The 23,934-nt window shown below is 65.3% G+C and carries 22 protein-coding genes and 2 pseudogenes; 18 read left to right on the top strand and 6 right to left on the bottom strand.

All coding sequences use genetic code 11. The features are described 5' to 3' along the window. Positions 1-165 precede the first annotated feature (165 nt). Positions 166-1,554: a mercuric reductase gene (locus tag ACIN94_RS03360; protein ID WP_400698977.1), complete on the top strand. Its 1,389-nt coding sequence runs from the start codon at positions 166-168 to the stop codon at positions 1,552-1,554. A gap of 272 nt (positions 1,555-1,826) precedes the next feature. Here the strand turns inward: ACIN94_RS03360 and ACIN94_RS03365 are convergent, their stop codons facing one another. Then, the gene (locus ACIN94_RS03365; RefSeq protein ID WP_400698979.1) at positions 1,827-1,982 is read right to left on the bottom strand and encodes a hypothetical protein; all 156 of its coding nucleotides are present in this window, start codon (positions 1,980-1,982) and stop codon (positions 1,827-1,829) included. On the opposite strand from ACIN94_RS03365, the gene ACIN94_RS03370 reads away from it, so the two are divergent. Further along, positions 1,981-3,093, top strand: a complete 1,113-nt coding sequence (locus tag ACIN94_RS03370) for a zinc-binding alcohol dehydrogenase family protein (protein WP_400698982.1) — start codon at positions 1,981-1,983, stop codon at positions 3,091-3,093. The genes ACIN94_RS03365 and ACIN94_RS03370 overlap by 2 nt on opposite strands. 42 nt (positions 3,094-3,135) lie before the next feature. On the opposite strand, the pseudogene ACIN94_RS03375 reads toward ACIN94_RS03370, so the two are convergent. From ACIN94_RS03375 to ACIN94_RS03385, 3 genes and pseudogenes are all read right to left on the bottom strand, one after another. Next, positions 3,136-3,252: pseudogene (locus ACIN94_RS03375) on the bottom strand (2-keto-4-pentenoate hydratase); the annotation flags it as partial. Positions 3,253-3,266: 14 nt separating this feature from the next. Continuing rightward, positions 3,267-3,776: a 4-oxalocrotonate tautomerase family protein gene (locus ACIN94_RS03380; RefSeq protein WP_400698985.1), complete on the bottom strand. Its 510-nt coding sequence runs from the start codon at positions 3,774-3,776 to the stop codon at positions 3,267-3,269. Between the two features lie 196 nt (positions 3,777-3,972). Next, the gene (locus tag ACIN94_RS03385; protein ID WP_400699945.1) at positions 3,973-4,848 is read right to left on the bottom strand and encodes an alpha/beta fold hydrolase; all 876 of its coding nucleotides are present in this window, start codon (positions 4,846-4,848) and stop codon (positions 3,973-3,975) included. Positions 4,849-5,873: 1,025 nt separating this feature from the next. Between ACIN94_RS03385 and ACIN94_RS03390 the strand changes: the two genes are divergently transcribed. Further along, positions 5,874-6,134, top strand: a complete 261-nt coding sequence (locus ACIN94_RS03390) for a hypothetical protein (RefSeq protein ID WP_400698987.1) — start codon at positions 5,874-5,876, stop codon at positions 6,132-6,134. Positions 6,135-6,323: 189 nt separating this feature from the next. On the opposite strand, the gene ACIN94_RS03395 is transcribed toward ACIN94_RS03390, so the two are convergent. Next, positions 6,324-7,223: a LysR substrate-binding domain-containing protein gene (locus ACIN94_RS03395; protein WP_400698990.1), complete on the bottom strand. Its 900-nt coding sequence runs from the start codon at positions 7,221-7,223 to the stop codon at positions 6,324-6,326. 88 nt (positions 7,224-7,311) lie between these two features. Here ACIN94_RS03395 and ACIN94_RS03400 point away from each other — a divergent pair, with 88 nt between their 5' ends. The 5 genes and pseudogenes from ACIN94_RS03400 to ACIN94_RS03420 all read left to right on the top strand — a co-directional run. Then, complete coding sequence (locus ACIN94_RS03400; protein WP_400698992.1) at positions 7,312-8,487, top strand: acyl-CoA dehydrogenase family protein; 1,176 nt, start codon at positions 7,312-7,314, stop codon at positions 8,485-8,487. Further along, positions 8,484-9,701 carry a CaiB/BaiF CoA transferase family protein gene (locus ACIN94_RS03405; RefSeq protein WP_400698995.1) on the top strand — a complete coding sequence of 406 codons (1,218 nt, stop codon included), beginning with the start codon at positions 8,484-8,486 and terminating at the stop codon, positions 9,699-9,701. Before ACIN94_RS03400 ends, ACIN94_RS03405 begins: the two co-directional genes overlap by 4 nt. Continuing rightward, the gene (gene fabG / locus ACIN94_RS03410) at positions 9,698-10,441 is read left to right on the top strand and encodes a 3-oxoacyl-ACP reductase FabG (RefSeq protein WP_400698997.1); all 744 of its coding nucleotides are present in this window, start codon (positions 9,698-9,700) and stop codon (positions 10,439-10,441) included. The genes ACIN94_RS03405 and fabG overlap by 4 nt, the downstream gene beginning before the upstream one ends. Further along, positions 10,438-11,658 (top strand): acetyl-CoA C-acetyltransferase, encoded by a 1,221-nt coding sequence (locus ACIN94_RS03415; protein ID WP_400699000.1) that lies wholly within the window; start codon positions 10,438-10,440, stop codon positions 11,656-11,658. Before fabG ends, ACIN94_RS03415 begins: the two co-directional genes overlap by 4 nt. Positions 11,659-11,777: 119 nt before the next feature. Beyond that, positions 11,778-11,864 (top strand): annotated as a pseudogene (locus ACIN94_RS03420) (IS5/IS1182 family transposase); the annotation flags it as partial. 29 nt (positions 11,865-11,893) lie between these two features. On the opposite strand, the gene ACIN94_RS03425 reads toward ACIN94_RS03420, so the two are convergent. After that, entirely contained in the window at positions 11,894-12,742 is an 849-nt protein-coding gene (locus tag ACIN94_RS03425; protein ID WP_400699003.1) for a DUF1295 domain-containing protein, read from the bottom strand. A 284-nt stretch (positions 12,743-13,026) separates the two neighbouring features. Between ACIN94_RS03425 and ACIN94_RS03430 the strand changes: the two genes are divergently transcribed. The 10 genes from ACIN94_RS03430 (at position 13,027) to ACIN94_RS03475 (ending at position 23,933) form a co-directional block, all read left to right on the top strand. Next, positions 13,027-13,743 carry a hypothetical protein gene (locus ACIN94_RS03430; protein ID WP_400699005.1) on the top strand — a complete coding sequence of 239 codons (717 nt, stop codon included), beginning with the start codon at positions 13,027-13,029 and terminating at the stop codon, positions 13,741-13,743. A 93-nt stretch (positions 13,744-13,836) separates the two neighbouring features. Then, positions 13,837-15,360, top strand: a complete 1,524-nt coding sequence (locus tag ACIN94_RS03435; RefSeq protein WP_400699008.1) for a class I adenylate-forming enzyme family protein — start codon at positions 13,837-13,839, stop codon at positions 15,358-15,360. 93 nt (positions 15,361-15,453) lie between these two features. Continuing rightward, entirely contained in the window at positions 15,454-16,506 is a 1,053-nt protein-coding gene (locus ACIN94_RS03440; RefSeq protein ID WP_400699010.1) for a zinc-binding dehydrogenase, read from the top strand. A gap of 13 nt (positions 16,507-16,519) precedes the next feature. Beyond that, the gene (locus tag ACIN94_RS03445) at positions 16,520-17,458 is read left to right on the top strand and encodes a winged helix-turn-helix transcriptional regulator (protein WP_400699013.1); all 939 of its coding nucleotides are present in this window, start codon (positions 16,520-16,522) and stop codon (positions 17,456-17,458) included. Between the two features lie 210 nt (positions 17,459-17,668). Next, complete coding sequence (locus ACIN94_RS03450) at positions 17,669-18,877, top strand: acetyl-CoA C-acyltransferase (RefSeq protein ID WP_400699016.1); 1,209 nt, start codon at positions 17,669-17,671, stop codon at positions 18,875-18,877. Between the two features lie 9 nt (positions 18,878-18,886). Further along, entirely contained in the window at positions 18,887-19,858 is a 972-nt protein-coding gene (locus ACIN94_RS03455) for an LLM class F420-dependent oxidoreductase (RefSeq protein WP_400699018.1), read from the top strand. A 103-nt stretch (positions 19,859-19,961) separates the two neighbouring features. After that, positions 19,962-20,969: an ABC transporter permease gene (locus ACIN94_RS03460; protein ID WP_400699021.1), complete on the top strand. Its 1,008-nt coding sequence runs from the start codon at positions 19,962-19,964 to the stop codon at positions 20,967-20,969. Positions 20,970-20,980: 11 nt separating this feature from the next. Continuing rightward, a complete protein-coding gene (locus tag ACIN94_RS03465) occupies positions 20,981-21,922 on the top strand; it encodes an ABC transporter permease (RefSeq protein ID WP_400699024.1) in 942 nt (313 codons plus the stop codon). Beyond that, positions 21,919-22,950 carry an ABC transporter ATP-binding protein gene (locus ACIN94_RS03470; protein ID WP_400699027.1) on the top strand — a complete coding sequence of 344 codons (1,032 nt, stop codon included), beginning with the start codon at positions 21,919-21,921 and terminating at the stop codon, positions 22,948-22,950. Before ACIN94_RS03465 ends, ACIN94_RS03470 begins: the two co-directional genes overlap by 4 nt. Further along, positions 22,947-23,933 carry an ABC transporter ATP-binding protein gene (locus tag ACIN94_RS03475; RefSeq protein ID WP_400699029.1) on the top strand — a complete coding sequence of 329 codons (987 nt, stop codon included), beginning with the start codon at positions 22,947-22,949 and terminating at the stop codon, positions 23,931-23,933. The genes ACIN94_RS03470 and ACIN94_RS03475 overlap by 4 nt, the downstream gene beginning before the upstream one ends. Position 23,934: the final 1 nt, after the last annotated feature.

Consider the following 23,934-nt stretch of genomic DNA (forward strand, 5'->3'; position numbering starts at 1 on the left):
GTACATCGCGCGCAAGCGGGCAAAGGTCTGGTGGAGACGGGGGCGTGGGCTCCCCGCCGGCGGCCCTGCGCCCCGCGGGCGGGTACGAGAAGGAGAAGGAACTGATCCGCCGGGGCGTACGACAGCTGGTGACGCATGCGGAAGACGGCGCGGGGAGAAGATGCAATGGCCGATGAGCGCTACGACGCGATCGTGATAGGGACCAGCCAGGGCGGCCGGTTCCTGCCCGTCGAGCTGGCGAAGGCGGGCCAGAAGGTGGCGCTGGCCGAGCGTGACCAGTTCGGCGGCGTCTGTGTCAACAGGGGGTGCACCCCGACCAAGACGATGGTCGCCAGCGCGCGCCTCGCCTACCAGGCGCGCCGCGGCACGGAGTACGGCGTGCGTATTGGTTCGGTATCGGTGGACCTGGCCGCGGTGCGCGAGCGTAAACGGGCCATGGTCGCCGGCGCGCGGCAGAACTACGTGAGCCGTCTGGCGCAGGACGGGCTTGACGTGATCGAAGGCGAGGCCCATTTCACGGGGCCGAGGACGGTCGAGATCGCTTTGACGGACGGCGGGACGCGGCAGATCAGCGCGCCGGTGGTCGTCATCGACACGGGTGCCCGGCCCAAGCCGCTGGCGATCACCGGCGCGGGCGACGTCCCCGTGCTCGATTCAACATCGATCATGGAGTTGGACGAGCTCCCGGAGCACCTGATCATCCTCGGTGGCGGCTACATCGGGCTTGAGTTCGGGCAGATGTTCCGCCGGTTCGGCAGCGAGGTGACCATCATCCAAAGCGCCGCGCGTCTGATGATGCTCGAGGACGAGGACGTCTCGGACGAGGTCGCCGCTATCTTGCGCGATGACGGGATCACGGTCCTGGTCTCGTCGACGCCGGTCCGGGTTGAGTCGGTCGACGGCGGCTGCCTGCGCCTCACCGTTCGCACGGAGGACGGTGAGCGACAGTTCGAAGGCTCGCATCTGCTGTCGGCCATCGGCCGCATCCCGAATACCGAGGCGCTCACCCTCGAGGCGGCCGGCATCCGTGTCAACGATCACGGCCTCATCGAGGTCGACGAGTACCTGGAAACCAGTGTCCCCGGCGTCTACGCGATGGGGGATGTCAAGGGCGGCCCGGCCTTCACCCACCTTTCCTACGACGATTACCGCATCCTGCACGCCAACCTCATCAGGGGCGAGAAGGCGAGCACGCGGGACCGGATCGTCCCGTACACGGTGTTCATCGACCCGCAGCTTGGCCGCGCCGGCATGACCGAGCGTGAGGCCAGGGCGCAAGGACGCGCGATCCGGGTGGCGAAGCTCCCGATGAGCGCCGTCATTCGGGCCATCGAGACAGGAGAGACGCGCGGCTTCATGAAGGCCGTCGTCGACGCGGACAGTGGGCGGATCCTGGGTTGCGCGGTCCTCGGCAGTGAAGGCGGCGAGATCATGACCATGATCCAGGTCGCCATGCTGGGCAAGCTCACTTACACCGCCATGGCGGACGCGATCTTCACGCACCCGCTCCTGGCGGAAGGCCTCAACACCCTCTTCGCGATGTTCGACGCCTAAGACGGCGCGCTGTCCCGCGCCAGCTCGCTGACTTGCGGACTAATTTGGCCCAACTCGGGAAGGCTGGTGAATTGGCCTGGTACTGATGCGTGTTGCTCCAACGACGAGCTGCCCGATGGCACTCAGACCCGGCCGGGCGCGCTCTCCACAACGCGGATGCGCCAGCGTCCTCCAGCCTGCCACGCCGCCGGCAAGAGTAGGCCAATCACAACGAGTCGCAGCTGACCGACGTGTGGCGCGGCTCCACGGTCGGATCCACGTCGCTGAAGAACCTACTCGTCGTTGATCAGCCAGCTCGTGCCGTCGTCGGCCGCGTCGTTCAGTTGCCTAGGCCGTTCGGTCGGGTGCTCCTCGAGATCCAACGCGAAATCGCGCCCGTCCTGCCGGCCGTCGCGGGCCGGGCATGTCCTCAGATGGAAGCGGAACATGAAGCAGACTCAGACGATTCCGGAGACGTTTCCCGGCGTCGGTTACACAAGAGACCAAGCTGGGCTGCCGCTTGAGGCGGTGCGTGTTCCCGTCCCGCAGCCGGCGGCCGACCAGGTTCTGATCCGCGTCGCCGCCTCGTCGCTCAACCCGCTGGAGTACAAGCTGGCCGACCTCAATTTCATGGGACGGACGCCCCCCGTCGTTCTCGGTCTTGACCTCGCTGGCGTGGTGGTCGCCGTGGGCCATGGTGTGAGTGGCGTAACCGTCGGCGACGCGGTGGCCGCCATGGCCGATTTGAACGGTGATGGCGGCTGGGTCGCAACGGGCGGGAGCGGAGGCGAAGGCGGCTATGCCGTCGCACGCCAATTCCTCACCGTCCGCAAGCCGCCATCCCTGAGCTTCCGCGATGCGGCGGCGCTTCCGATGTGCTTCCTGTCCGCTTTTGCGAGTCTTTACCGGGCCGTCCAGGCCGGTGACACGGTCTATATCCCGGGCGGTGGGGGCGGCGTCGGGCATCTCGCCGTGCAGATGGCGGCGCGCGCCCTGGGGGCCGGACTGGTCATCAGCAGCGGCAGCACGCCGCAATCGATCGCACTGGCCCGGCAGTCCGGCGCCCATCACATTTTCAACTATAAGCACGACGACATTGCCGCCGAAATCGCGAAGCTGACCAGTGGCCGGGGCGTTGACCTCGTCTTCGACGCCACCTACCGCGAGCAGGGCTTTGTCGAGACCGCGAAGACCGTCCGGCGGGGCGGCAGCTGGATCGTGCTCGGCGTCGGCCCCGGCAAGACGACACGCTTGGTCGAAACGCACAGCCCGGTGGATGCCATCCTGGCCGAGCGCGGCGCCAAGCATGTCAACATCAATCTGCTGCGCTACTTCTCCGAACCCGCCACGCTCGACAGCGAGGCGCATGCCTTTCTCCACCACGGGATGGCTCTGGCGATGGAGTGGGCGACGCAGGGACTTGTGGTCCCGCACGTCAGCCAGACCATCGACAGCACCGTCGAGGCGATCAATGCGGGACTGCAGTCGCTGAAGGCGGGTCGTGGCGTACCGGGCAAGGTGGCGGTGATCGTGGATCGCGACCTGGCCGCGGGGAAGTGACGAGGTCGGTGCCGATGTTCCCCGACCGACGATCGCGGCCGTCGGCCGGGTGCCGAGCACCACGCCGCCGCCGCCGGAGGAGGCGTTGTCGGCGATCGTGTCGGCCAGAGTGATCTTCCAGTCGGCGATCCGGGAGTCGATGATCTCCAGAGCGGGCAGTTATAAAACAGGCCCTAGATCCATCCGACGCCGGTGTGGCGGCCTGGCCCGTAGGCGATGGCCAGCGCCTCCTCGGCCTGTTCTGGGGTGTCGGCGCGCAGCTGGGCGCGGTACCCCTCCCAGTCAGGTATGCGGCCGTCCAGCGCCCATTGGTCAAACGGGATGATGTGGACGTGCACCCATGGTCCGTGCGCGGGCAGGACGCCGGGGCCGAGGACCGACCGGACGGCTTCGGTGGTTTTGTTCATCACGGCGCGGGCTTCCTCGGGGAAGCCGAGTAGTTTCTGTGGCGTGATGACGTCGAGTTGGATTCGGGAGTCAGGGTTGGCTCCGGCGAGATTGGCCGGGGCATACCAGTTCTCGGGCTCGAACTCATAGAACTGTACCCAGGATGTTTCCTTATGGTGTTCGTTGTTGACCAAGCCTTCGACATCGGAGACGGCTTGGATCAGCTTCGCACCCAGCTCCTCCTTCTGTGCGGCACTCAAACGTCCTTTGATCAGGTGTACGCGGACGAAAACCATCTGTGGCGTCCCTCCTGCATTGCGCGTTGGTTATCCGGTGCCGGTGTTGACTTCCTTCCATGCGTTCCATCCAGTCAGGTAAACGTGGTCGTCGACGACCACGATGCGGTTGGCTGCGCCATATTCGGAACCGCCGATGGTCGTTGCGGATAGACAGTGAATCCCCGGCACGTCGAGCAGTCGCGTCGATCCCGCACTACTGCAGAAAATTCAGCAGTTGGCGTGTGGTCTCCTCGGGTGCCTCTTCCGGAATGAAGTGACCGACTGGTACCGGGCCGCCGCGAACGTCATCGGCCCACTCCTGCCATATCGCGAGCGGATCATCGTAAAGTTTCGCGACCGAACCGCGCTGGCTCCAGAGGAAGAGCACGGGGCAGGAGATCTTCCGGATCCCGCGATCCGCCTCGTCCTGCTGGTAGTTCAAGGTTGGGGATGCGCGGAACTCCTCGCAGATGGCGTGCACCGTATCGGGGTGGTTGAATTTCTTGACGTACTCGCCGCGTACCTCGGTCGGGAAAGCGTCCTCCACCTCGGACCACGTGTTGAGCATGAAGTCGACCAGGTTGGCCGGTGCCGCGTTGATGAACTGTTCCGGTACCGGTTCTGGCGCGGCGAGGAAGGACCATTGCCAGTAGAGGAGGCTGAAGTTTTTGTCGGCACGGTTGTACGCGTCGCCGACGGGAACGACGTCCATGACGGCGAGCCGGAGAACAGCATCCGGGTGATCCAGCGCGAGACGGTAGGCGCAGCGCGCCCCGCGATCGTGTCCCACGATGCTGAACTGGTCGTAGCCCAGATGCCGCATGACCTCGAGCTGGTCACGGCCGATCGCGCGCATGCTGTAGGGCTCGTGATCGGCGGTACTGGGCGGCTTGCCGCTGTCGCCGTACCCACGCAGATCGGTGGCGACGACGGTGTGGCGCTCGGCGAGGTCGGGTGCTACCCGATGCCACATCAGATGCGTTTCCGGAATACCGTGCAGGAGCAGCAGAGGCGGGCCGTTGCCGCCTCGGCGTCCGTGGATCGACGTACCCGCGGTAGAGATGTCGAACTCTTCGAATCGATCGAACATGGCCACGAACCCCCTCGAAACTCGAAGACCGTCCTGTCTTGTCGCAACTGGCGGTCAGAGTTAACGATGGATCTCTCTTGTCGTTGACCAGCCAAGTGGCCGGCGGCATGATCACGCCTTGGCCCTCGCCCCTCCGGTCGACGCCGGCGTTCCCGGTCCTCAGCTCCGGTCCGCAACAGACCCTGGACCGACGTGGGCCTGATCTTCACTGGTGCCCACGACCCCAGGTTACTCCGGCACGGGCAGTGTCATCTGGCCTGTCACCAACGTCTCCGCAGATCACGGTGGTTCGGTGACCAAGTGACAGCGGCGACAAGGCAGACTGGTTCGCTCGTCACCGTGTGGACGCTCGTGGCACGCAGCGCGGTATCAGCCCGCGTGTATGCGGGCGTTGTGGGCCCTATGGCCATCCAGATCCAGCGCATCCTCCGGCGGCACGGTGGGCGCGACGCCGAGCCTGACCGCAGCCTCATGGCTCCCTGGAGACGGTCGCGTGCACGGTCTGATCGTGGCGCGGTGCCATCACCGGTGGCCTTCCGATGTGTCGACGGCTGCACTGCGTTCATACGACGCGTATGGGCCACATGATCCGAGGACAAGCCGACCCAGCCCGCAGGAGCCGCCAGGCTCCGAGGCCGTCACTCCGATTCTTCCCGTCCCTCCCGTACTGGTCGCGATTCTGCGAGAGCACATCGACCGCTACGGCGTCGCTCTCGACGGTCGTCTGTTCCGCACTGCCAAGGGGCGCCCGTTCTCCTCCTCGGCGTTCCCGGGGCGACCTGGGGAAACGTCGGCGGGAGTGGTTCGCACATGGTTCGCGATCATTGACCTACGGCTGCATACAGCGGCCTACGGCTGCGTTGAATCAACCAGCAGCGATCAAGGGAATGTCCAGGTCAAAGGCGTGATCACTGGTCAAGAGAGTGCTCCCGGCATGATTCGAACATGCGACACCCGCTTTAGTCTCCAATCTTCCCCTGGCGGAGGAGGCCGTTCGAGCCTGAAAAGGGCTGGGAGTCGCGTATGTGCTGGCGCTCAAGCGGCGCAAGGGCCTGGGGGCGCCCGCCTACGCCGATCACACCCCGATCGATGCCGCCCGCGCCCTGGCCTGGGGTGGCCCGGGGCATCCCGGCGACCGGAGGCGCGTGCAGCGCCGTTTCCGTGACGGCCACACCGAGATCTGGTGGGCGGCTGACGCCCGGCTCGGCTCGTGGGGTCCCGATGAGCCCTACCGGCTGGTGATCGCCACCACCGATCCGGCGACGCTGCCGGATGCGAGCACCTGATATCTGACCACCAACCTGCCGCGACCCGGTGGCCCGGCCGCGGCCGGCTCGCCGCACCCACCGGCCGACCTCGTCCAAGTCGGCGCCGATCATGCCTGTCTCGAGGCGGATGTGGGGTCGCGGTTCGTAGCGGTCGACGACACCGTTGAGGCGAGATCGACGAGGGTTCGCTTTGTGAACGTCCCCGCTTCACTCGCGATCGGGGGCGAGGAACTCGTCCGCAAGTGCAAGCACTGATCGCAGTGCCGGGCTGCCGTCATCGGATCGCCAAGCCAACTGAAGGTCCACATCGAGGGTCTGGTTCTCGAGATGGACGAACTCGACATGGGTCTGGCTCGCGTGCCTCGCTACCGACGCCAATGTCAGGTGACAGCCGACCTCCGCACTGACCAGTGCAAGCGCGGACTGGGTATCGGGTGCGATCTGGACAACGTTGGCCGAGAAGCCGGCCTCGTGGGCCAGCCTCCGCAACCTATCGGGCAGAACTGCACCTTCATAGGGCGGCAGGGAGATGAAGTCCTCGTCGCGAAGATCCGCGATCGCGAGGCTCGGAGCCTGAGCGAGACGATGTGTGTCCGGCAACGCAACGACGAGCGAGTCCTTCGACACGATCCGCGACCCGATGCCAGCTGGGATGAGATCCCAACGGCCGAGCGCGACATCGACCTCAGCGTTGATGAGCTTGCGCATAGCTGGCAATGCGAAGTTCTGGCTGTAGAGCTCCAGGCGGATCCCAGGTCGGTGCTGTCGAACGACCCTCGCCCACTCGGCGACCAGCTGGTAGGACGACACGCCCGCAAATGCAAGGCGCACCAGGCCCACCTCTCCACTGTCGGATGCCCGAACCGCTGCCTCCGCCCGCCGAATCGACTCCATGACCTGGTACGCGGGCTCCAGCAGTGCTTGCCCGGCAGCGGTGAGTCGGACGGACCGCGTGCTCCTGTCGAACAGTCTCGTTCCGAGTTCTCGCTCGAACTGCTGGATCGTGCGACTCAACGGCGGCTGCGCGACGTGGAGACGTTCGGCCGCTCGTCCGAAATGGAGCTCCTCCGCTACGGCGATGAAGCTCCGCAGTTGGACGACGTCCATGACAGCCAGCCTTTCATGCTCAAGCAGGATAACTGCGTAGTCGATTAGGTATTGGACTGAACATAATCTACGGGGTGATGCTTCTGGCATGGCCACCACTTCCTTTGTCGCACCGGACGTCTTCGCTGATGTCCTCGCCCAGGTCCGTGACTTCGTCCGCAGTCGCGTCGTACCTCGCGAGATCGAGATCATGGACGGGAACGCGATCCCGGACGACCTTCGTAAACAGGCGGCCGAGATGGGGCTGTTCGGTTACGCGATCCCTGAGGAATGGGGCGGCATCGGTCTCGATCTGACGCAGGACGTCGAGCTCGCAATGGAGCTCGGCTACACATCGCTTGCGCTCCGCTCAATGTTCGGTACCAACAACGGGATCGCGGGACAGGTCCTGGTCGGCTTCGGCACCGAAGAGCAGAAGGCAAGGTGGCTTCCTGCGATCGCAGCGGGCGACGTCATCGCCTCATTCGCACTGACCGAGCCCGGGGCCGGCTCCAACCCCGCGGGACTACGCACCACAGCGCGGAGGGACGGCGACAGCTGGGTGATCGACGGTGGTAAGCAGTTCATCACCAACGCTCCTATCGCCGGCTTGTTCGTCGTCTTCGCTCGGGTCCAGCCCGCGCCTGACAGGGGAAATGGCATCGCTGTGTTCCTGGTCCCCGCTGACGCCGACGGTGTCGAGATCGGATCGAAGGACGCGAAGATGGGCCAGGAAGGAGCATGGACCGCCGACGTTACGTTCCACGGCGTCCGAGTCGGCGACGACGCATTGGTCGGCGGCGAGCCTGAGGTTGGCTACAAGGCCGCAATGACGTCACTGGCTCGTGGGCGGGTCCACATCGCGGCCCTCGCTGTCGGTTCAGCACAGCGCGCGCTCGACGAATCAGTCGCATACGCCGCCACCGCTAAGCAGGGCGACAACGTCATCGGCGACTTCCAGCTCGTGCAGGCAATGATCGCCGATCAGCAGGCCGGTGTCATGGCTGGTCGTGCCCTGGTTCGCGACACCGCGCAGAAGTACGTATCGGGGGAAGACCGCCGGATTGCGCCGTCGGTGGCGAAGCTCTTCTGCACCGAGATGGTCGGCAAGGTCGCAGACCTGGCAGTCCAGATCCACGGAGGTGGCGGCTACATGAGGCATGTCCCGGTGGAACGGATTTATCGCGACGTAAGGCTGCTTCGGCTCTACGAAGGCACGAGCGAGATCCAGCGGCTGATCATCGGCGGCGGGCTGGTTGGCCGGGCCAAGCGAGAAGCATCATGAGCCTCCCGCTGGACGGTTACACCGTCGTTGCCGTGGAGCAGGCTGTCGCGGCCCCACTCGCGACACGCCACCTCGCCGACCTGGGTGCACGGGTGATCAAGGTGGAGCGACCGGGCGACGGCGACCTGGCCCGTGGCTATGACCACCTCGTTCACGGGACCGGATCCCATTTCGTGTGGTTGAACCGCGGCAAGGAGTCGCTGGCGATCGACCTGAAGGACCCGTCCGGACTGGAGGTGCTGCGTCGCCTCATCGCAGAAGCAGACGTTTTCGTTCAGAACCTCGCCCCTGGCGCCGCCGCACGACTGGACCTTGACGCCGCATCGCTCCGACGCGCCAAGCCAGAACTCGTCGTCGTCAACCTGTCGGGATACGGCGCTGGCGGCGACAAGGAGCAATGCAAGGCCTACGACATGCTGGTGCAGGCGGAGGTCGGCCTCGTGTCGATCACAGGCACCGCCGAACACGCTGTGAAGACCGGCATCCCCACTGCCGACATCGCCTCAGGGATGTACTGCGCGCAGGCCGTGTTAGCCGCGCTACTCCGACGTGAGCAGACCGGTGCCGGCGCGACCATCGAAGTGACGATGTTCGAGGCGACTGCGGAGTGGATGGGCCATCCGATGTACGTCCAGCTCTACGCGGACCGGCAGGTGCCCCGAATGGGCCTGAGCCATGCAGCCATCGCACCGTACGACGCGTACCCGACCGTCGACGGCCAGGTGCTCATCGGTATCCAGAGCGACAGCGGCTGGCGGACTCTTGCCGGCGAGGTGTTCGGGAGCGCCGACCTCGCGTCCGACCCCCGGTTCACCACCAACGTGCTGCGCATAGAGAACCGAGCGGCCTGCGACGCGGCCGTCGCTGAGTTCACCAGCCGCTGGACGACGGCTGAGCTGAACGCTCGCCTAGCCGAGGCCGGCGTTCCTGCGGCACGGGTCAGCACCGTCGAAGATCTCGTCGAACATCCACAGCTGAAGGCGCGGCGACGATGGCGCACGGTCGAGACCGAAGGCGGCCCGATCGAGGCCCTCTTGCCGCCGATCACGTTCGACGACGTCGAATCCGCGATGGGCAGTGTCCCCGGGCTCGGGCAGCACACGCGCGCCCTACTCGCAGAGGTCGGGCTCACGCCAGAAGAGACCGCAGCGCTGCTCGACCGCGGCGCAGCTGAACAGCACGTCACCCGCCAACGACAGGAAGCACTCTCATGACAACCGTGTTGCAGGACAAGGTCGCCGTCGTCACCGGGGGCGCGCAAGGGATCGGAGAAGCCATCGCGCGGCTGTTCGTCGACCACGGGGCACGGGTCGTGATCGGCGATCGCGACGGCGCAGCGGCAGAGCTGACCGCGAAGGGCATCGGTGCTGAGGTCGCGCGCGGCTTCGGATGCGACGTGACCGACGGGGACCAGGTCCAGGCGCTGCTCGCCTTCGCCGCCGAGTCCTTCGGGGGCGTCGATGTGATGGTGAACAACGCCGGCATCACCCGGGACGCGACGATGCGCAAGATGACGGAGGACGAGTTCGACCAGGTGATCGCGGTGCATCTGCGGGGAGCCTGGCTCGGCACCAAACACGCCGCCGCAACCATGCGTGAGCAGGGGCGAGGCGGCGCGATCGTGAACATGTCGTCGATCTCGGGAAAGGTCGGGTTCTTCGGTCAGACCAACTACTCGGCCGCGAAGGCCGGCGTCGTGGGTCTGACCAAGGCCGCCGCGAAGGAGATGGCTCGCGACCAGATCCGGGTGAACGCCATTCAGCCCGGTCTGATCGCGACGGAGATGACACGGGCGATGCCCGAGCACATCTGGAAGTCGAAGATGGCCGAGATTCCGCTCCAGCGTGCGGGAACCGTGGACGAGATCGCGAATGTCGCGCTCTTCCTCGCCAGTGACATGTCCTCGTACATGACTGGCACCGTTCTTGAGGTCACCGGCGGGAGGCTGATGTGAAAGCCAGTAGCGACGATGTCGTCATCTGCGAACCGCTCCGGACGCCGATCGGGCGCTACGGCGGAGCACTCAAGCCGCTGAGTGCAGCTGACCTCGGCGCCCAGCTTCTCGGCGCGCTGCTGGAGCGGACCGGGCTCGCAGGGCATCAGATCGACGACGTGATCCTAGGCCACAGCTACCCGACCAGCGAGGCACCGGCGATCGGCCGGGTCGTCGCTCTCGACGCGGGCCTGCCGGTGACGGTCCCTGGCATGCAGATCGACCGCCGCTGCGGCTCAGGACTCCAGGCAGTCCTGACCGCGGCCAGCCTGGTGAAGAGCGGCGGTATCGGGCTCGCGGTCGCTGGCGGTGTGGAGTCGATGAGCAATGTCCCCCACTACTCCTTCGACGTCCGGTGGGGCACCGCAGGCAGCACCACACTTCATGACGGACTCGGTCGAGGTCGAGTGACCGCCGGCGGGAAGAACTACCCGGTGCCCGGAGGCATGCTCGAGACCGCCGAGAACCTGCGCCGCGAGTTTGGGATCAGCCGCCTGGCCCAAGACGAGCTTGCCGTCGAGTCGCACCGCCGCGCTGTCCAGGCGCGGTCCGAGGGTGTCTTCGACGAGGAGATCGTGCCCGTCACGGTTCCGGGTAGCCGTGGCGAACAAGTCGTTTCCGCTGACGAACACCCGCGACCCGGAACGACGGTCGAGTCCCTCAGTGGGCTCCGCCCCGTGCTCGGTCGAGGCGACCCCGACGCGACTGTCACCGCGGGAAACGCCAGCGGCCAGAACGATGCGGCAGCACTATGCATAGTGACCACTCGTTCGCGAGCGGAGGAACTCGGTCTGTGTCCGCTCGCCCGGCTGGTCTCTTGGGGTCTCGCTGGCCTGGGTCCCGCAACTATGGGGTTGGGACCTGTGCCGGCGTCGGAGATCGCGCTCGAGCGGGCCGGACTGAAGCTCTTGGAGATCGACCTGATCGAGCTGAACGAGGCGTTCGCGGCTCAGGTCCTGGCATGCACAGCAACCTGGGGACTTGGTACGGATGACTTCGATCGTCTGAACGTCCGCGGATCCGGCATTTCGCTCGGCCATCCGGTCGGCGCGACAGGTGCTCGAATTCTAGCCACCCTGACACGCGAGATGCAGCGGCGTCAGGTTCGCTATGGGCTGGAGACGATGTGCATCGGTGGCGGTCAGGGCCTAGCTGCGATCTTCGAGCGCGTGGCATGACTCCGACTGGCCATCCAGAAGTCCTGCAGTTCTCGGAGCTCGCCAACATGGCCGGACGCGTCCTCGGTCCCGGTCCATAGCACGTTGTCGACCAGGATCGAGTGGATCTGTTTGCGGAGTGGGAGTTCCTGCCGCAGGAACTCGGGTTCGGCTCGGGCATGACCTGCTGGCGCCGGTTACGTGACCGGCGCCAGCAGGTCGGCGTCTAGGCTTGCGGCGTTCGCCTGACGGTGGCTCACCGCGCTGGGGTTGTGGGTTCAGATCTCCGTGCGCCTCGGCCGCGGGTCAGGCTGGGCGGAACCGGGAAGAATCCGCTCGTTCGTTCGACGTAGTCAAGGTAGGCCTGGCCACGCTTGGCGGCCATCCGCCTCTCAGTCAGTGCCTTTCCGTTCCCGCGGATGAGTCGGTAGGTCATGTAGACCGGCGAGATCAGGGTCACCATTCCAAGCCAGTGGCCGCAGGCCATGAGCCAGAGCCCGAACATGACGCAGCTGTCTCCGAAGTAGTTCGGATGCCGTGTCCAGCCCCACAACCCGCGGTCCATGACGCGGCCCGCATTCGCGGGGTCGGACTTGAAGCGAGCCAGTTGAGCATCACCCACGGTCTCGAGGGTGATGCCGACCGCAGCCAGGGTCAGCCCCACCCAGGTGACCCCCGACACTGGGGCGTCCTGGTACATGGCAACCTGGATCGGCAGCGAAGTGATCACCATCGTCCGTCCCTGGGGCCAGAAGATGCTACGGATGACGTACGGGACGAGTGGGCCGGTGTTCCTCCGCAGGAGCGCCGTGTAGCGCGGGTCCTCGGCGGCTCGGTTCCGCCAGAGCAGGTAGCACGCCAAGCGCAGGCCCCAGACGGATGTAGCTGCGAGCGTGAGGATGCGTCGAGTGTCGTCACCCCACTCGCCGGACAGGGCGAACGACGCCACGGCGATGGTGACGAACCCCAGTCCCCACAACACGTCAATGGTTGACCAGTCCCTGCGGACCGCGGAGACGGCCAGACACGTCCCCATGAGGACCACGACTGCCATGACGCACGCGACAAGATTGAGCACGAGGGCGGATGTGGCTGCGGCTGACATGTGCGGTCCCTCCAGTGGTAGTGGCGGGGCGGCAACGCACACGCTGTGGTAGTTTGCGGGGATCGCCGATCCAGCCGATTAGACTTCTATATATGTAGTGCATGAAGGGTGCTGACCACAAGGTTGAGATGGGCGAGTGTCAGCGGCGCGTCTCACGTCGGCTTGCTGCCAGATGGTAGAGAGGCGTTGTGCGTCCCTGTGCTGGGAGGTGCATTGACACTCTGGCTTCTTTCCCTGTAGTAATTCGAGGAGATTTCATCACTCCTCCATCTGAAGGGGCGCCCATGCCGTTCCATCGTCATCCGCGGGCGGCGCTGCGAATGGTCGTCCTCGCGACCCGAGACCTGCCGGGGTCGGTGCGGCATGCGCGAGAGCGGCTCGGCCTGCTTCCCGGCATCCACGATCCGTATATCGCCGATCTCAACCTCGTCGATGAGGTTCTGACGGTTGGAAGGACGTACCTTCAGCTGCTTGCCCCGGTGGACCACTCGTCGCGGGTACACCGCTGGCTCGAGCGCAAGGGCGGCGACGCCGCATATCTCACGGTGATTCAGACCAACGATGCCGACGGCGTCGTCGAGCGCTGCGCGCAGCTCGGCATCCGCGTCTCGTTCGACGGCATATTCGACGGCAACCGAGTCGTCCAGCTCGATCAACGGGACCTTGGCATGCTGGTCGAGATCGATGAGATCCCGGTCTGGGAGTCCTGGCACTGGGCGCCCGACGTCCTCGAGCGCGTGTCGTGCGACGTCGTCACGGAGATCGTGTCAGTGGAGTGCGTCGTGCCCGATCCCCTGAAGACCGCGAATTTGCTGGCCGCGATCCTTGGCGTGACGCACGACGGGCAAGCGACTCTCGAGCTGGAGTCCGGGCACGTGCGCCTCGTGGCGGGGGATCGCTCAAAGATCGGCATCTCGTCCTTTGATGTCAGGGCCGCACGTCCTGACCGCGTGGGCGAAACCTTCTCCCTCTGCGGGACCGTCGTGCGCTTCGTTGCCTAGTCGGCCGTGTGCCGCCGACCGTATTCCGGCTGGGAAATGACAATCCAAGAAGAAGAGTGAGGTCAGTCAATGAGGTCTGAGACATTGGGGTCCTTGCTTGGCGACGCCATTGAACGGGCAGGTGACGCTGTCGCTGTCCGCGCCAGAGGCGACATCCGAACGCACCGCGAACTCTTGCGGAATGCCACGCGATTGGCACATGGCCTGAGTGCGCAGGGGCTGCGCGCGGGTGACCGCGTGGGCATCATGGCCGAGGACCGCGTGGAAACACTGGAGGCCTACGTCGGGACGTTGCTGGGTGGTTTCGTGCCGGTCCACATCAACGACCGACTCCAGGCGCCCGAGGTCGGCGCGATCCTTGAGCGCGCGGACGCGAGTTCCGTCATCTACACCGACGGCCGCTCAGCAATTCTTGAGGCGGTCCCCGGCCTCATCGGCGATGGTGGCGTGCCGGTGATCGGAATCGGCAATGACCTGGCACGCGGATCCGTAGCCTACGCAGACCTCATCGCAAGCGGCTCATCGACGCGACCTGACGTTCCACGCGATGCAGACGATCTGGCCTTCGTGGGCTACACGAGTGGCACGACCGGCTTACCGAAGGGCGTTGCGCATACACAACGCACGATGCTGCGCATCCTTCGTCACATGCCGGTGCACTGGAGTCTGGTGCCCCGAGGCCGCATGGCCACGACGGGCTCCTTCTCCTTCGTGTCGGGGATCTGGGGGATCTTCCTGCCCCACCTGTACCTCGGTGGCGAGATCTCCTTCATGGGTCACCTCGCAGCCGACGAGTGGGTCGATCGGATGATCGCCGAAGGATCCATGACCACGTCGGTCCCCACGCCCCTCGCGCCGGGATTCATCGACGCGGTCAGGCAGCGCCCCGAGGTCCTGGACTCCCTTCAAACCGTGTTGCACTCCGGATCGCTGATGCCGTCCCAGACCAAGCGCGAGCTCGTCGATGTCGTCGGACGCCGGTTCCTGGAGGCCTACGGGATGACCGAAACAGGGGCGCCTGTGACCCGGACCACCCCTGAGGACTGGACGGCGAGATCAGCGGCCGAGGACGTCTATGCCTCGTCGGGTCGTCCCGTTCACATCGCCGAGGTGAGCGTCCTTGGACAGGATGGGTGCGAGGCCGCGGTGGGTGATGCCGGTGAACTGGCAGTGCGTTCCGAGACCCTGTTCGCCGGCTACTACCAGGACCGCCAGGCGACGGACGAGGTCATGCGCGACGGGTGGTTCCGCACGGGTGACATCGGGCGCGTCGACGAGGCGGGATACGTCTACATCACCGATCGCCTCAAGGACATGATCGTCAGCGGAGGGATGAACGTGTTTCCCGCAGAGGTGGAACAAGTGCTCACTTGCCACGCGGGTATCGAGCAGGCGGCGGTCTTCGGCGTTCCGCACCCCCGATGGGGGGAGACGGTGGTGGCGACGGTCGTGAGGCGAGACGACTCATTGACCGAATCGGCAATCATCGACTGGGTCCGAGCGCAGCTGGCCTCCTACAAGAAGCCGACGGAGATCAGGTTCGTTCGCGAGCTTCCCGTCAGTGCCAGCCGCAAGGTCGACAAGCGCCGTCTGCGCGAGGCATGGGTGGCCGGATGATGGCGCGAGGTGCGCCCCTCCCAGACTCCAGTATGCTACGAAACACGAAGTTACATATGGGCATGAGGTAGCGGGGCCGAGGGGCAACATCGCATGGTCGAGATCGAGCAGCAGAGCATACGACTGGCTCGCAAGCCGCTGGCGACGGTGCGGCCAGATGATTTTGCGGTGGTCGATGAACTGCTTCCTCCGGTCGCGCTGGCGGCAGGTGAGGTCGAGGTGCGACCCGAGTGCTTCGGGCTCAACGCCGGGCTCCGATCGCGCTTGGCGACTGGCAGGTCCACCACGCTCGGACCGGCTGTCGACATTGGTGACGTGCCGGCGAGTGACGCAGTCGCCCGTGTGACTCGTTCCCGGGATGGGTGCCTGCCAGTGGGCACCAGGGTCGTCGGGCTGCTGCCATGGGCGTCCCGCTCGGCGCATCCGGGTACCGCACTCACCCGGTTGGGCGACGACGTTGACGATCTCCGTGCGCTGACCCTGCTGGGCCACGCGGGCCTCACGGCCTATGTTGGCCTGGTGGCTGTGGGCGGACTGAAGCGCGGCGAGACGGTGTGGATCTCTGCGGCGGCAGGGGGTGTCGGCACGTGTGCGGTGCAGCTTGCCCGCGCTCTCGGCGCGAAGGTGGTCGCCAGCGCGTCGGGCGCACGACGTCTGTCCTTGTTGCGCGAGGACCTCGATCTGCCGGCCGTGATGGACCGACGAAACGATCTGGACGGCCAGCTCGAGCGCCTTGCCCCCGAGGGCCTCGACCTCTATCTGGACCTGGTGGGCGGTAATCATCTGCGGCAAGGCATCGCCCATTTGCGGGACCGAGGGCGAGTGGTCCTCATGGGTCGGTCCGGCGGTGTCCCCCACCGGCCCGTCCTCGAGGACTCGTCGGACCTGATCCGCAGGAGACTCACCCTCATAGGCATGTCGGTAACCGACCATCCCGAGGCGCGCTGCGGACTCGAGGCCTTGGTGCGGGAGGCAGACGAGAGCCAATCCCTCAAATCGGTCGCCACGGTGTACTCCGGGATGCGGAGCCTCCCACACGCCTTTGCGGCCTTGTTACGGGGTGACGTGCTTGGACGGGCCCTCGTCCGATGTTCAGGGGAGTCGGACGCCCTCGAGCCTGCACCGGCCGTGGAGATGATCAGATGAGGTGGTGGATGCGATGACGAGCCAAGCACGAGACGTGTTCGAAGGACAGCAGCCGAGCGCTCTGGGCCAGACGATGGCGTTGCTCGGCGACCACTGGACGCTCCTCATCCTGCAGTGCGTCCTTCGAGGTAACCGTCGTTATCTGGAGATCCGAGATGCGATCGGCGTCTCGGACTCTATTCTGGCGAAGCGGCTGGTAACGATGACCGAGGGGGGACTGCTCGTCAAGACGCCGTACAAGGACGGCCGTCTTCGCTACGAGTATTCTCCGTCCAGAGCAGGTAGGGCTACGTGGCGGATCTTCCTGGCGGCCTGGACATGGCAGGGTCGTTGGGGAGACGCTGAGACGTCTGAATTCGTACACGGGTCGTGTGGCGCGAATGCCAGCGCCGTCCTCGTCTGCGGGAAGTGCATGCTCCCCGTCAACATGGGAGGCACGTCTGTTCGGAGGCCTGTCGAGCGCCTCGGTTACGTCGGCACCGTACCCCGGCGACACCGACAGGGCCGGACAATGGGCACGACCCCGCCGATAGGGTTTACGGCTGACACGTTGGCGTTGCTCGGCGATCGATGGAACATCGCACTGATGGCGGCGGCATCTCTCGGAAGGCGTCGATTCAACGAGTTCGAGAAGTTCCTCGGGATCCCGCCCACAGTCCTGTCAGCGCGACTGGCGCAGTTCGTCGAGCTCGGTGTGTTCGAGATTCGTGACCTCGAGGGCAGCGCCAACCGGAGCGAGTACCGGCTCACCAAGAAGGGTCGCGCCTTCGACGCCGTGCTTATCCAGTTCGCCCGCTGGGCGGACGAGCATGCGCGCCATGTGGGCCCGGCGTCCCTCGAGATCATGCATGACGCTTGTGGCCGGAAGCTGTTGGCCGAACTTGCCTGCAGTCACTGCCAGGCAGTGCTGCGCCGTTCAGACGTTCGGATCGAACTTCTGACTCTGCAGTAATTCGCCCTTCGACGTCGCCCTGCGGGGACAACGCCTGACTGGGGATCTTCGTGTTCGCGTGCCGCCTTTCACCAACTCATCGTGGGCCGCTTCGGCTCACATCGTGGTTCGGTGGTTGACATTGCTGACTCCTTAACTCATAGTGACTCGCATATGGATCCCAGGTGACCCCCTCGGTAGGGCGTTGTCGCCAACGTCAGGGAGTGCATTGTGAGCAAGGAAGCTTTCATCGTGGAGGCCGTCAGAACGCCGCGTGCTAAGGCAACCCCGGCTGGAGCGCTGGCCAGTTCGACCCCCACCGACCTCCTGGTGGCGCTCCTGCATGAGCTGCCCCGGCGCATTCGCCTGAACCCGGAGGACGTGAACGACGTCGTCGTCGGGGCGGCGCGGCAGAACCTGGGGCAGGGCTCCAACCTCGGTCGGATCGCACCCCTCATGGCGGGATGGCCCGACACGGTGCCTGGTGCGACAGTCAGCCGAGCGTGCGCGTCCGGGCTGGAGGCCCTGCACAACGCAGCGGCGCGCGTGAGAAGTGGTGACGACGATCTCATCGTTGCCGGTGGTGTGGAGTCCCTGTCGAGCGTCCCCATGTTCTCGGACGGTGGTCCTTTGTGGAACGATCCCGGCGTGAGCGGCACCATCGGCGCGCTGCACATGGGAGTTGCCGCAGACGTGGTGGCGACCATCGAGGGATTCGATCGGGATGAGCTCGACGCGTTCGGCCTGCGGACGCAAGAGCGCGCTACCCGCGCGCGTGACGCGGGGCGGTTCGACCGCTCAATGGTGGCGATCACCAGCCCGGACGGTGCCGTCACGTGTGCGACGGACGAGCACATTCGCCCGTCCACAACCCTGGCTGGTCTCCGCAGCCTCGAACCGGCCTTTGCGGCATTGGGTGACGACGGGCAGGATGCCGTTGCCCTGTCCAGGTTCCCCAACATCGGCGAGGTCCGCCATCTTCACACACGCGGGACCTCCCCGTCGTTAGCTGACGGTGCCGGAGTGGTCGTGGTCGCCAATGAACAGGCTGTCTGTCGACTGGGGTTCGAGCCGCGAGCCAGAATCGTGGCGACAGCGGTGGTCGGGGCGAACCCGATCACCATGCTGACCGGCGGGCAAGACGCCACGGTGAGGGTCTGTCAGCGTGCGGGGCTCTCGGTGGACGACATTGATCGGTTTGAATTCGCGGAGGCCTTCAGCGCTCTGTGCCTCCGCTTCCAACGGGACCTACATGTCGACGACGAGCGATTCAACGTCAACGGTGGGACGATCGCCATTGGCCACGCGTTCGGGTCTACCGGCCCCTTCCTCGTCGCCAACCTCATCGACGAGCTCGAGCGGTCCGGAGGCCGGTACGGCATCGTCTCCATCAGCGGAGCCACCGGCGTTGGTGCCGCGACGCTGCTCGAGAGGATCTAGGTGCCGGGCATGGGCGTGGTCAACGTCACCCTCGGCCTCTGGCAGGATCGGCCGCCCGCCGAGGCGTTCCAGACCGCAAAGGCTGCCGATCAGCTCGGATTCGGCGAGCTGTGGATCGGCGAAATGGCGACCTTCGACGCGTTCGCCCTCGCGACAGCAATTGGCACGATGACTCAGCAGATCATCCCGTCGGTCGGTCCGTTCCCGGTGTCCGTCCGGACGCCCGTGAATGTTGCGATGGGGGCTGCGACCGTTTCGCTCGCGATAGGGCGTCCGGTCAACGTCGCGCTCGGAACCTCCAGCGACGTCGTCGTGGGCCAGTGGCACGGACGAGACCGCACGCGGTCTGCGAAGCGCCTCGACGAGTCGGCAGTCGTCCTGCGCGAACTGCTTCGCGGGGACAAGGTTTACTTCGAAGGCGAGACGGTTCGAACGAGCGGCTTTCACCTGCGGCTTCCACCCCCCACGTCGAGGCTCTCGGTTGCGGCGTTCGGGTCGAGGGCGATTGGGGTAGCGGCGGCGCGAGCCGATCGCGTCCTTCTCAACATGGTCACCGTTGACGCCGCTCGACGGCTCTGCGCCGATATCGAGACGGCCGCGGCTGCGGCCGGCCGCCCGCGGCCGACTGTCGCCATGTGGATTGCTGCATCTGTGGACCCGACCGAGGCGGACCGCGCCCAGATGGTACGGAGCAAGACCGGTTACCTCGCGGCCCCCGGCTACTCCGACATGTTCGTCGCGGCGGGATTCGGCGAGCTGGTGGACTACGCGAGGAGTCGGCCGCACCCCAAGGACCTCAGAGCCGCCATGCCCGACTCGGCGATCATCGCAGCCACGTGCGTCGCCGGCTCCGCCCAAGAAGTTTGGACCAGAATCGAGCAGTACTTCGAAGCCGGGGTCGACGAGGTCTGCATCGCGCCCACGACCGCCGGCGATCCCGGTGGCCTCCGCACCCTGAGGGCTGTGGCTGCCCGTCGTTGACGGCTCGGGGCTCCCGCGGCATTTCAAGGTCCGCAGGCTGACCAGGGTCTTGACGGAGTCCAGACCTTCAGGCATTCTCAGCTTCGTAATAAGTAGTAATCCCATGCAAAAGTCCGATAAGGGTTCTCGGGAACCCGCATTACGATCAAGCAGGGACAGAGGACAAGGTCTAGATATGCTCCCGATTACCAAGCGGCTTCTTAACTTCTTGTGTCTCTTGGGGCTCGTCTCTGCGATCACCTTCCTGCTGACCCTGCTGATCCCGGGAGACCCTGCACACGTGGCTGCGGGGGAGGGAGCGACGGCGGAGCAGGTCGCGGAGGCACGCCAACGCCTAGGTCTCAATGACCCAGTCCTGGTGCAGTTCGCCAAGTGGCTCGCAGCCCTTGTGCATGGCGATCTCGGAGTCTCCATGCAGGGGGGGTCCCCTGTGTCGATGCTCATCGGGGACCGGCTGCCCGTCACTGTCGGGCTCGCGCTTCTGGCCATCGTTCTGGCCGTCCTCGTTGGACTACCGGCGGGCATCATCGCCGCCTCCCGCCGTGGCAAGGTCACCGATCGAGTGATCACGGTCGTCGCGTCGTTGGGTATCGCCGTCCCCTCCTTCTGGCTCGGACTCATGCTCGTCCTCGCCTTCGCGGTCTACGGCCGGATCCTGCCGTCGTCGGGGTATGCGCCCTTTCTCGAAAATCCCGTGGAGTGGCTCAAGTTCACGATCATGCCTGCCCTGACCCTCGCCGCCGCCCCAGCGGCCGAGATCGCGCGCCAGCTTCGAGGCGCCATGATCGGCACGCTCGAGCAGGACTACATCCGTACGGCGCGAGCGAAGGGTCTGTATGGGACATCGGTCCTGCTGAAGCATGCACTCAAGAACGCCGGCGTGCCCTTGATGACTGTCATCGGCCTGCAGATGGCCTTCTTGCTCGGCGGCTCGGTGATCGTCGAGCAGGTCTTCGGGATCCCGGGCCTCGGGTCCCTTTCGGTGACTGCGGTCCTTCAGCGCGACATACCGGTCATCCAAGGTGCCGTGCTGGTCGCAGCGGCGGCCGTGTTGATCGTCAACCTGGCCGTCGACCTGTCCTACCGGGTCTTCAACCCGAAAATGAGGTGATTCCGTTGAGTGTGAACGAGGTTGAGGACACATCCGATGTCTGGGCGCAGTTCAGTCGCAGCGGCTCCGAACGTGGGTCGGTGAGTCAGAAGGTCGACGCCGTCGCTCGCCCCAAGCCCTGGAAGCGATTCCTGGGGCGTTTCCTCAGGCAACGCCTTGGTGTCGTGGCCGGCATCATCCTCGTGTCCGTTGTCACCGTCGCGGTGCTGGCGCCGGTACTCGCCCCCATGGATCCAAACATCCAGGACCTGCGCAACATCCTCCGGTTCCCGGACGCCAAGAATCTTCTCGGCACCGACGATCTCGGTCGTGACGTTCTCTCCCGGCTGCTCTTCGGGGCGAGGGTCTCGCTCATGGCGGCCGTCCAGGCAACACTGATCGCGGTTCTTGTCGGGCTTCCGTTTGGACTCATTGCCGGGTACTTCGGGGGACTGACCGACCGGGTCATCTCCTTCGTCAATGACGGGGTCATGAGCATGCCAGGTCTGCTCCTCGCCGTCGCGATCGTCGGGATGCTGGGACCTGGGCTGCGCAACGCGATGATCGCGATAGGAATCGTGTTCGCCCCACGAATCCTTCGAATCGTGCGTGGCTCCGTCATGGAGGTGAAGCGCGAGACGTACATCGAGGCATCGCGCAGCCTTGGCACGTCCGACAGTCGGATCATCCGCACGCATGTCCTGCCCAACGTGCGTTCACCGCTCATCGTCGAGCTCTCCCTACTGACGAGCCGAGCGATGCTCGTCGAGGCGAGTCTCAGCTTCCTCGGGATGGGAGCCCAGTACCCGGAGGCAAGTTGGGGGGCGATGGTCGGACGGGCGTTCACGTATGTGGACCGGGCTCCCTATCTAATCGTCTTCCCCGGTATCGCGATCGCTGTTGTCGTCCTGGCCATCAACGTGGTGGGAGATGCCCTCCGTGACTCGCTGGGGCGCGAAACGAGGCGGGCATGAATCGCACTCTGGCGAGAGGAATTCCACCTGTGATCCAGGGTGGCGAGAATGCCGTTGCGGTGTCGGTCAGGGACCTGTCGGTCGACTTCGCTACCCAACACGGCTGGCAGCGCATGGTTAACCAGGTGTCCTTCGACATCGCACCAGGCAAGATCCTGGGGATCGTCGGCGAATCAGGCTCCGGCAAGAGCGTCACCAGCCTGGCCATGATGCGGCTGCTGCCTCCGGGCACCTCGCGAATCAGCGGGACGATCAACGTAGGCGGAACGGACATCGGAGCGCTCAACCAACGGGATCTCGCCGACATCCGCGGAGACCGGATCGCGATGATCTTCCAAGAGCCGATGACCAGCCTCAACCCGGCCTTCACCATAGGCGAACAGATCTCGGAGGCGCTCCGTCGGCACCGACGTCTCGGGAGGCGAGCTGCGTGGGCCCGCGCCGTGGAACTGCTCAGCGAGGTCGGTATCGCCAACGCGGCTGCAAGGGCAAGGCGGTACCCACACGAGTTCTCCGGAGGCATGAGGCAACGAGCCATGATCGCGATGGCCATCTCATGTGACCCTCAACTGCTGATTGCCGACGAGGCGACCACGGCTCTGGATGTCACGATCCAGGCGCAGATATTGGACCTGCTCCGTTCGATGTGCGAGAGCCATGGGCTCGCGATGATGTTCATCACCCACAACATGGGCGTGGTCGCCGACATCTGCGACGACGTCGCGGTGATGTACGCCGGGGAAATCGTCGAGCACGCAAGCGTGTTCGAGATCTTCGCCGCGCCACGTCATCCGTACACCGAAGGCTTGCTCCGAGCCATGCCCAGCTTGCGTAGCACCCATGACCTGATCTCGATACCGGGCTCGCCGCCGGCGCCGTGGTTGATGCCTGAGGGCTGCCGATTCGAGCCGCGTTGCCCCTACGCCGTCGATGAATGTGCGACCACCAAACCCAACATCGTCAGAGCCGATGATCGCGACACCAGATGTCTGCGCAGCGCCGAACTCAGATTGGGGAAGACGAAGTGAGCAGCACCCCTGTGCTCGAGGTCTCCGGCCTCAACGTCAGCTTCCCGGCCCCACATGGCAAGATGATGCGCCGCAAGGGGCGCATCTCGGTGGTGCGAGATGTCGATCTCTTTGTCGGTCACGGGGAGACGCTTGGCCTCGTCGGTGAGTCCGGTTCTGGAAAGTCCACAGTGGCACGAGCTCTCATGCGACTCGTGGAACCAGCTGGGGGCTCGGTCCGCCTCAAAGGACGGGAGATCACCGGCCTGAGCCGTAAGGCCTTGCGGGCTGCCCGACGAGACATCCAGATGGTCTTCCAGGACCCCTACTCGTCCCTGGATCCATCGATGCTCATCGCGGACTCCGTCGGGGAACCACTCGAAGTCCACGACGGGCTGCGTGGGCGGGCGCGCGATGAACGCGTCCGGGAGCTCCTCGAGTTGGTTGGTCTCGGCGCCCACCACCTCGAGCGCTATCCCGCAGAGTTCTCCGGCGGTCAACGCCAGCGCATCGCCATTGCCCGCGCCTTGGCGCTGAACCCGTCGGTGCTCATTTGCGACGAGGCGGTCAGCGCCCTCGACGTTTCGACCCAGAACCAGATCATTGCTCTGCTTGAAAGGCTCCGAGCCGAACTGGGCTTGGGGTATCTGTTCATCTCGCACGACCTGGCCGTGGTCAAACACATCTCACATCGGGTCGCGGTCATGTACTTCGGACGCATCGTCGAGGTCGGCACGACAGAGGACATCTTCGACAGGCCGGCTCACCCGTACACGCAGGCACTCCTGTCTGCGGTGGCCGAGCCCGATCCTGTGGTGCAGCGCTCCCGACGATTCGAGCCGCTCAGGGGCGAGATTCCCGATGTTTCGAACCCCCCGCCTGGTTGTGCCTTTGCAAGTCGCTGCCTACGCAGCACTGATCGATGCCGTACGGAAACGCCGCACCTTGCACCCCAGGGCGAGGACCACACCGTGGCCTGTCACCACCCCTTGATCGCGAGCTGAC

The sequence above is a fragment of the Streptosporangium sp. NPDC087985 genome, assembly GCF_044741965.1.
GTDB lineage: Bacteria > Actinomycetota > Actinomycetes > Streptosporangiales > Streptosporangiaceae > Streptosporangium.

Excerpts from the sequence above, each read along its gene's own strand:
- ACIN94_RS03360 (WP_400698977.1), top strand. The coding sequence starts at position 166 with ATGGCCGATGAGCGCTACGACGCGATCGTGATAGGGACCAGCCAGGGC.
- ACIN94_RS03370 (WP_400698982.1), top strand. The coding sequence starts at position 1,981 with ATGAAGCAGACTCAGACGATTCCGGAGACGTTTCCCGGCGTCGGTTAC.
- ACIN94_RS03365 (WP_400698979.1), bottom strand. The coding sequence starts at position 1,982 with ATGTTCCGCTTCCATCTGAGGACATGCCCGGCCCGCGACGGCCGGCAG.
- ACIN94_RS03380 (WP_400698985.1), bottom strand. The coding sequence starts at position 3,776 with ATGGTTTTCGTCCGCGTACACCTGATCAAAGGACGTTTGAGTGCCGCA.
- ACIN94_RS03385 (WP_400699945.1), bottom strand. The coding sequence starts at position 4,848 with ATGTTCGATCGATTCGAAGAGTTCGACATCTCTACCGCGGGTACGTCG.
- ACIN94_RS03395 (WP_400698990.1), bottom strand. The coding sequence starts at position 7,223 with ATGGACGTCGTCCAACTGCGGAGCTTCATCGCCGTAGCGGAGGAGCTC.
- ACIN94_RS03400 (WP_400698992.1), top strand. The coding sequence starts at position 7,312 with ATGGCCACCACTTCCTTTGTCGCACCGGACGTCTTCGCTGATGTCCTC.
- ACIN94_RS03405 (WP_400698995.1), top strand. The coding sequence starts at position 8,484 with ATGAGCCTCCCGCTGGACGGTTACACCGTCGTTGCCGTGGAGCAGGCT.
- fabG (WP_400698997.1), top strand. The coding sequence starts at position 9,698 with ATGACAACCGTGTTGCAGGACAAGGTCGCCGTCGTCACCGGGGGCGCG.
- ACIN94_RS03425 (WP_400699003.1), bottom strand. The coding sequence starts at position 12,742 with ATGTCAGCCGCAGCCACATCCGCCCTCGTGCTCAATCTTGTCGCGTGC.
- ACIN94_RS03430 (WP_400699005.1), top strand. The coding sequence starts at position 13,027 with ATGCCGTTCCATCGTCATCCGCGGGCGGCGCTGCGAATGGTCGTCCTC.
- ACIN94_RS03440 (WP_400699010.1), top strand. The coding sequence starts at position 15,454 with ATGGTCGAGATCGAGCAGCAGAGCATACGACTGGCTCGCAAGCCGCTG.
- ACIN94_RS03445 (WP_400699013.1), top strand. The coding sequence starts at position 16,520 with ATGACGAGCCAAGCACGAGACGTGTTCGAAGGACAGCAGCCGAGCGCT.
- ACIN94_RS03455 (WP_400699018.1), top strand. The coding sequence starts at position 18,887 with ATGGGCGTGGTCAACGTCACCCTCGGCCTCTGGCAGGATCGGCCGCCC.
- ACIN94_RS03460 (WP_400699021.1), top strand. The coding sequence starts at position 19,962 with ATGCAAAAGTCCGATAAGGGTTCTCGGGAACCCGCATTACGATCAAGC.
- ACIN94_RS03470 (WP_400699027.1), top strand. The coding sequence starts at position 21,919 with ATGAATCGCACTCTGGCGAGAGGAATTCCACCTGTGATCCAGGGTGGC.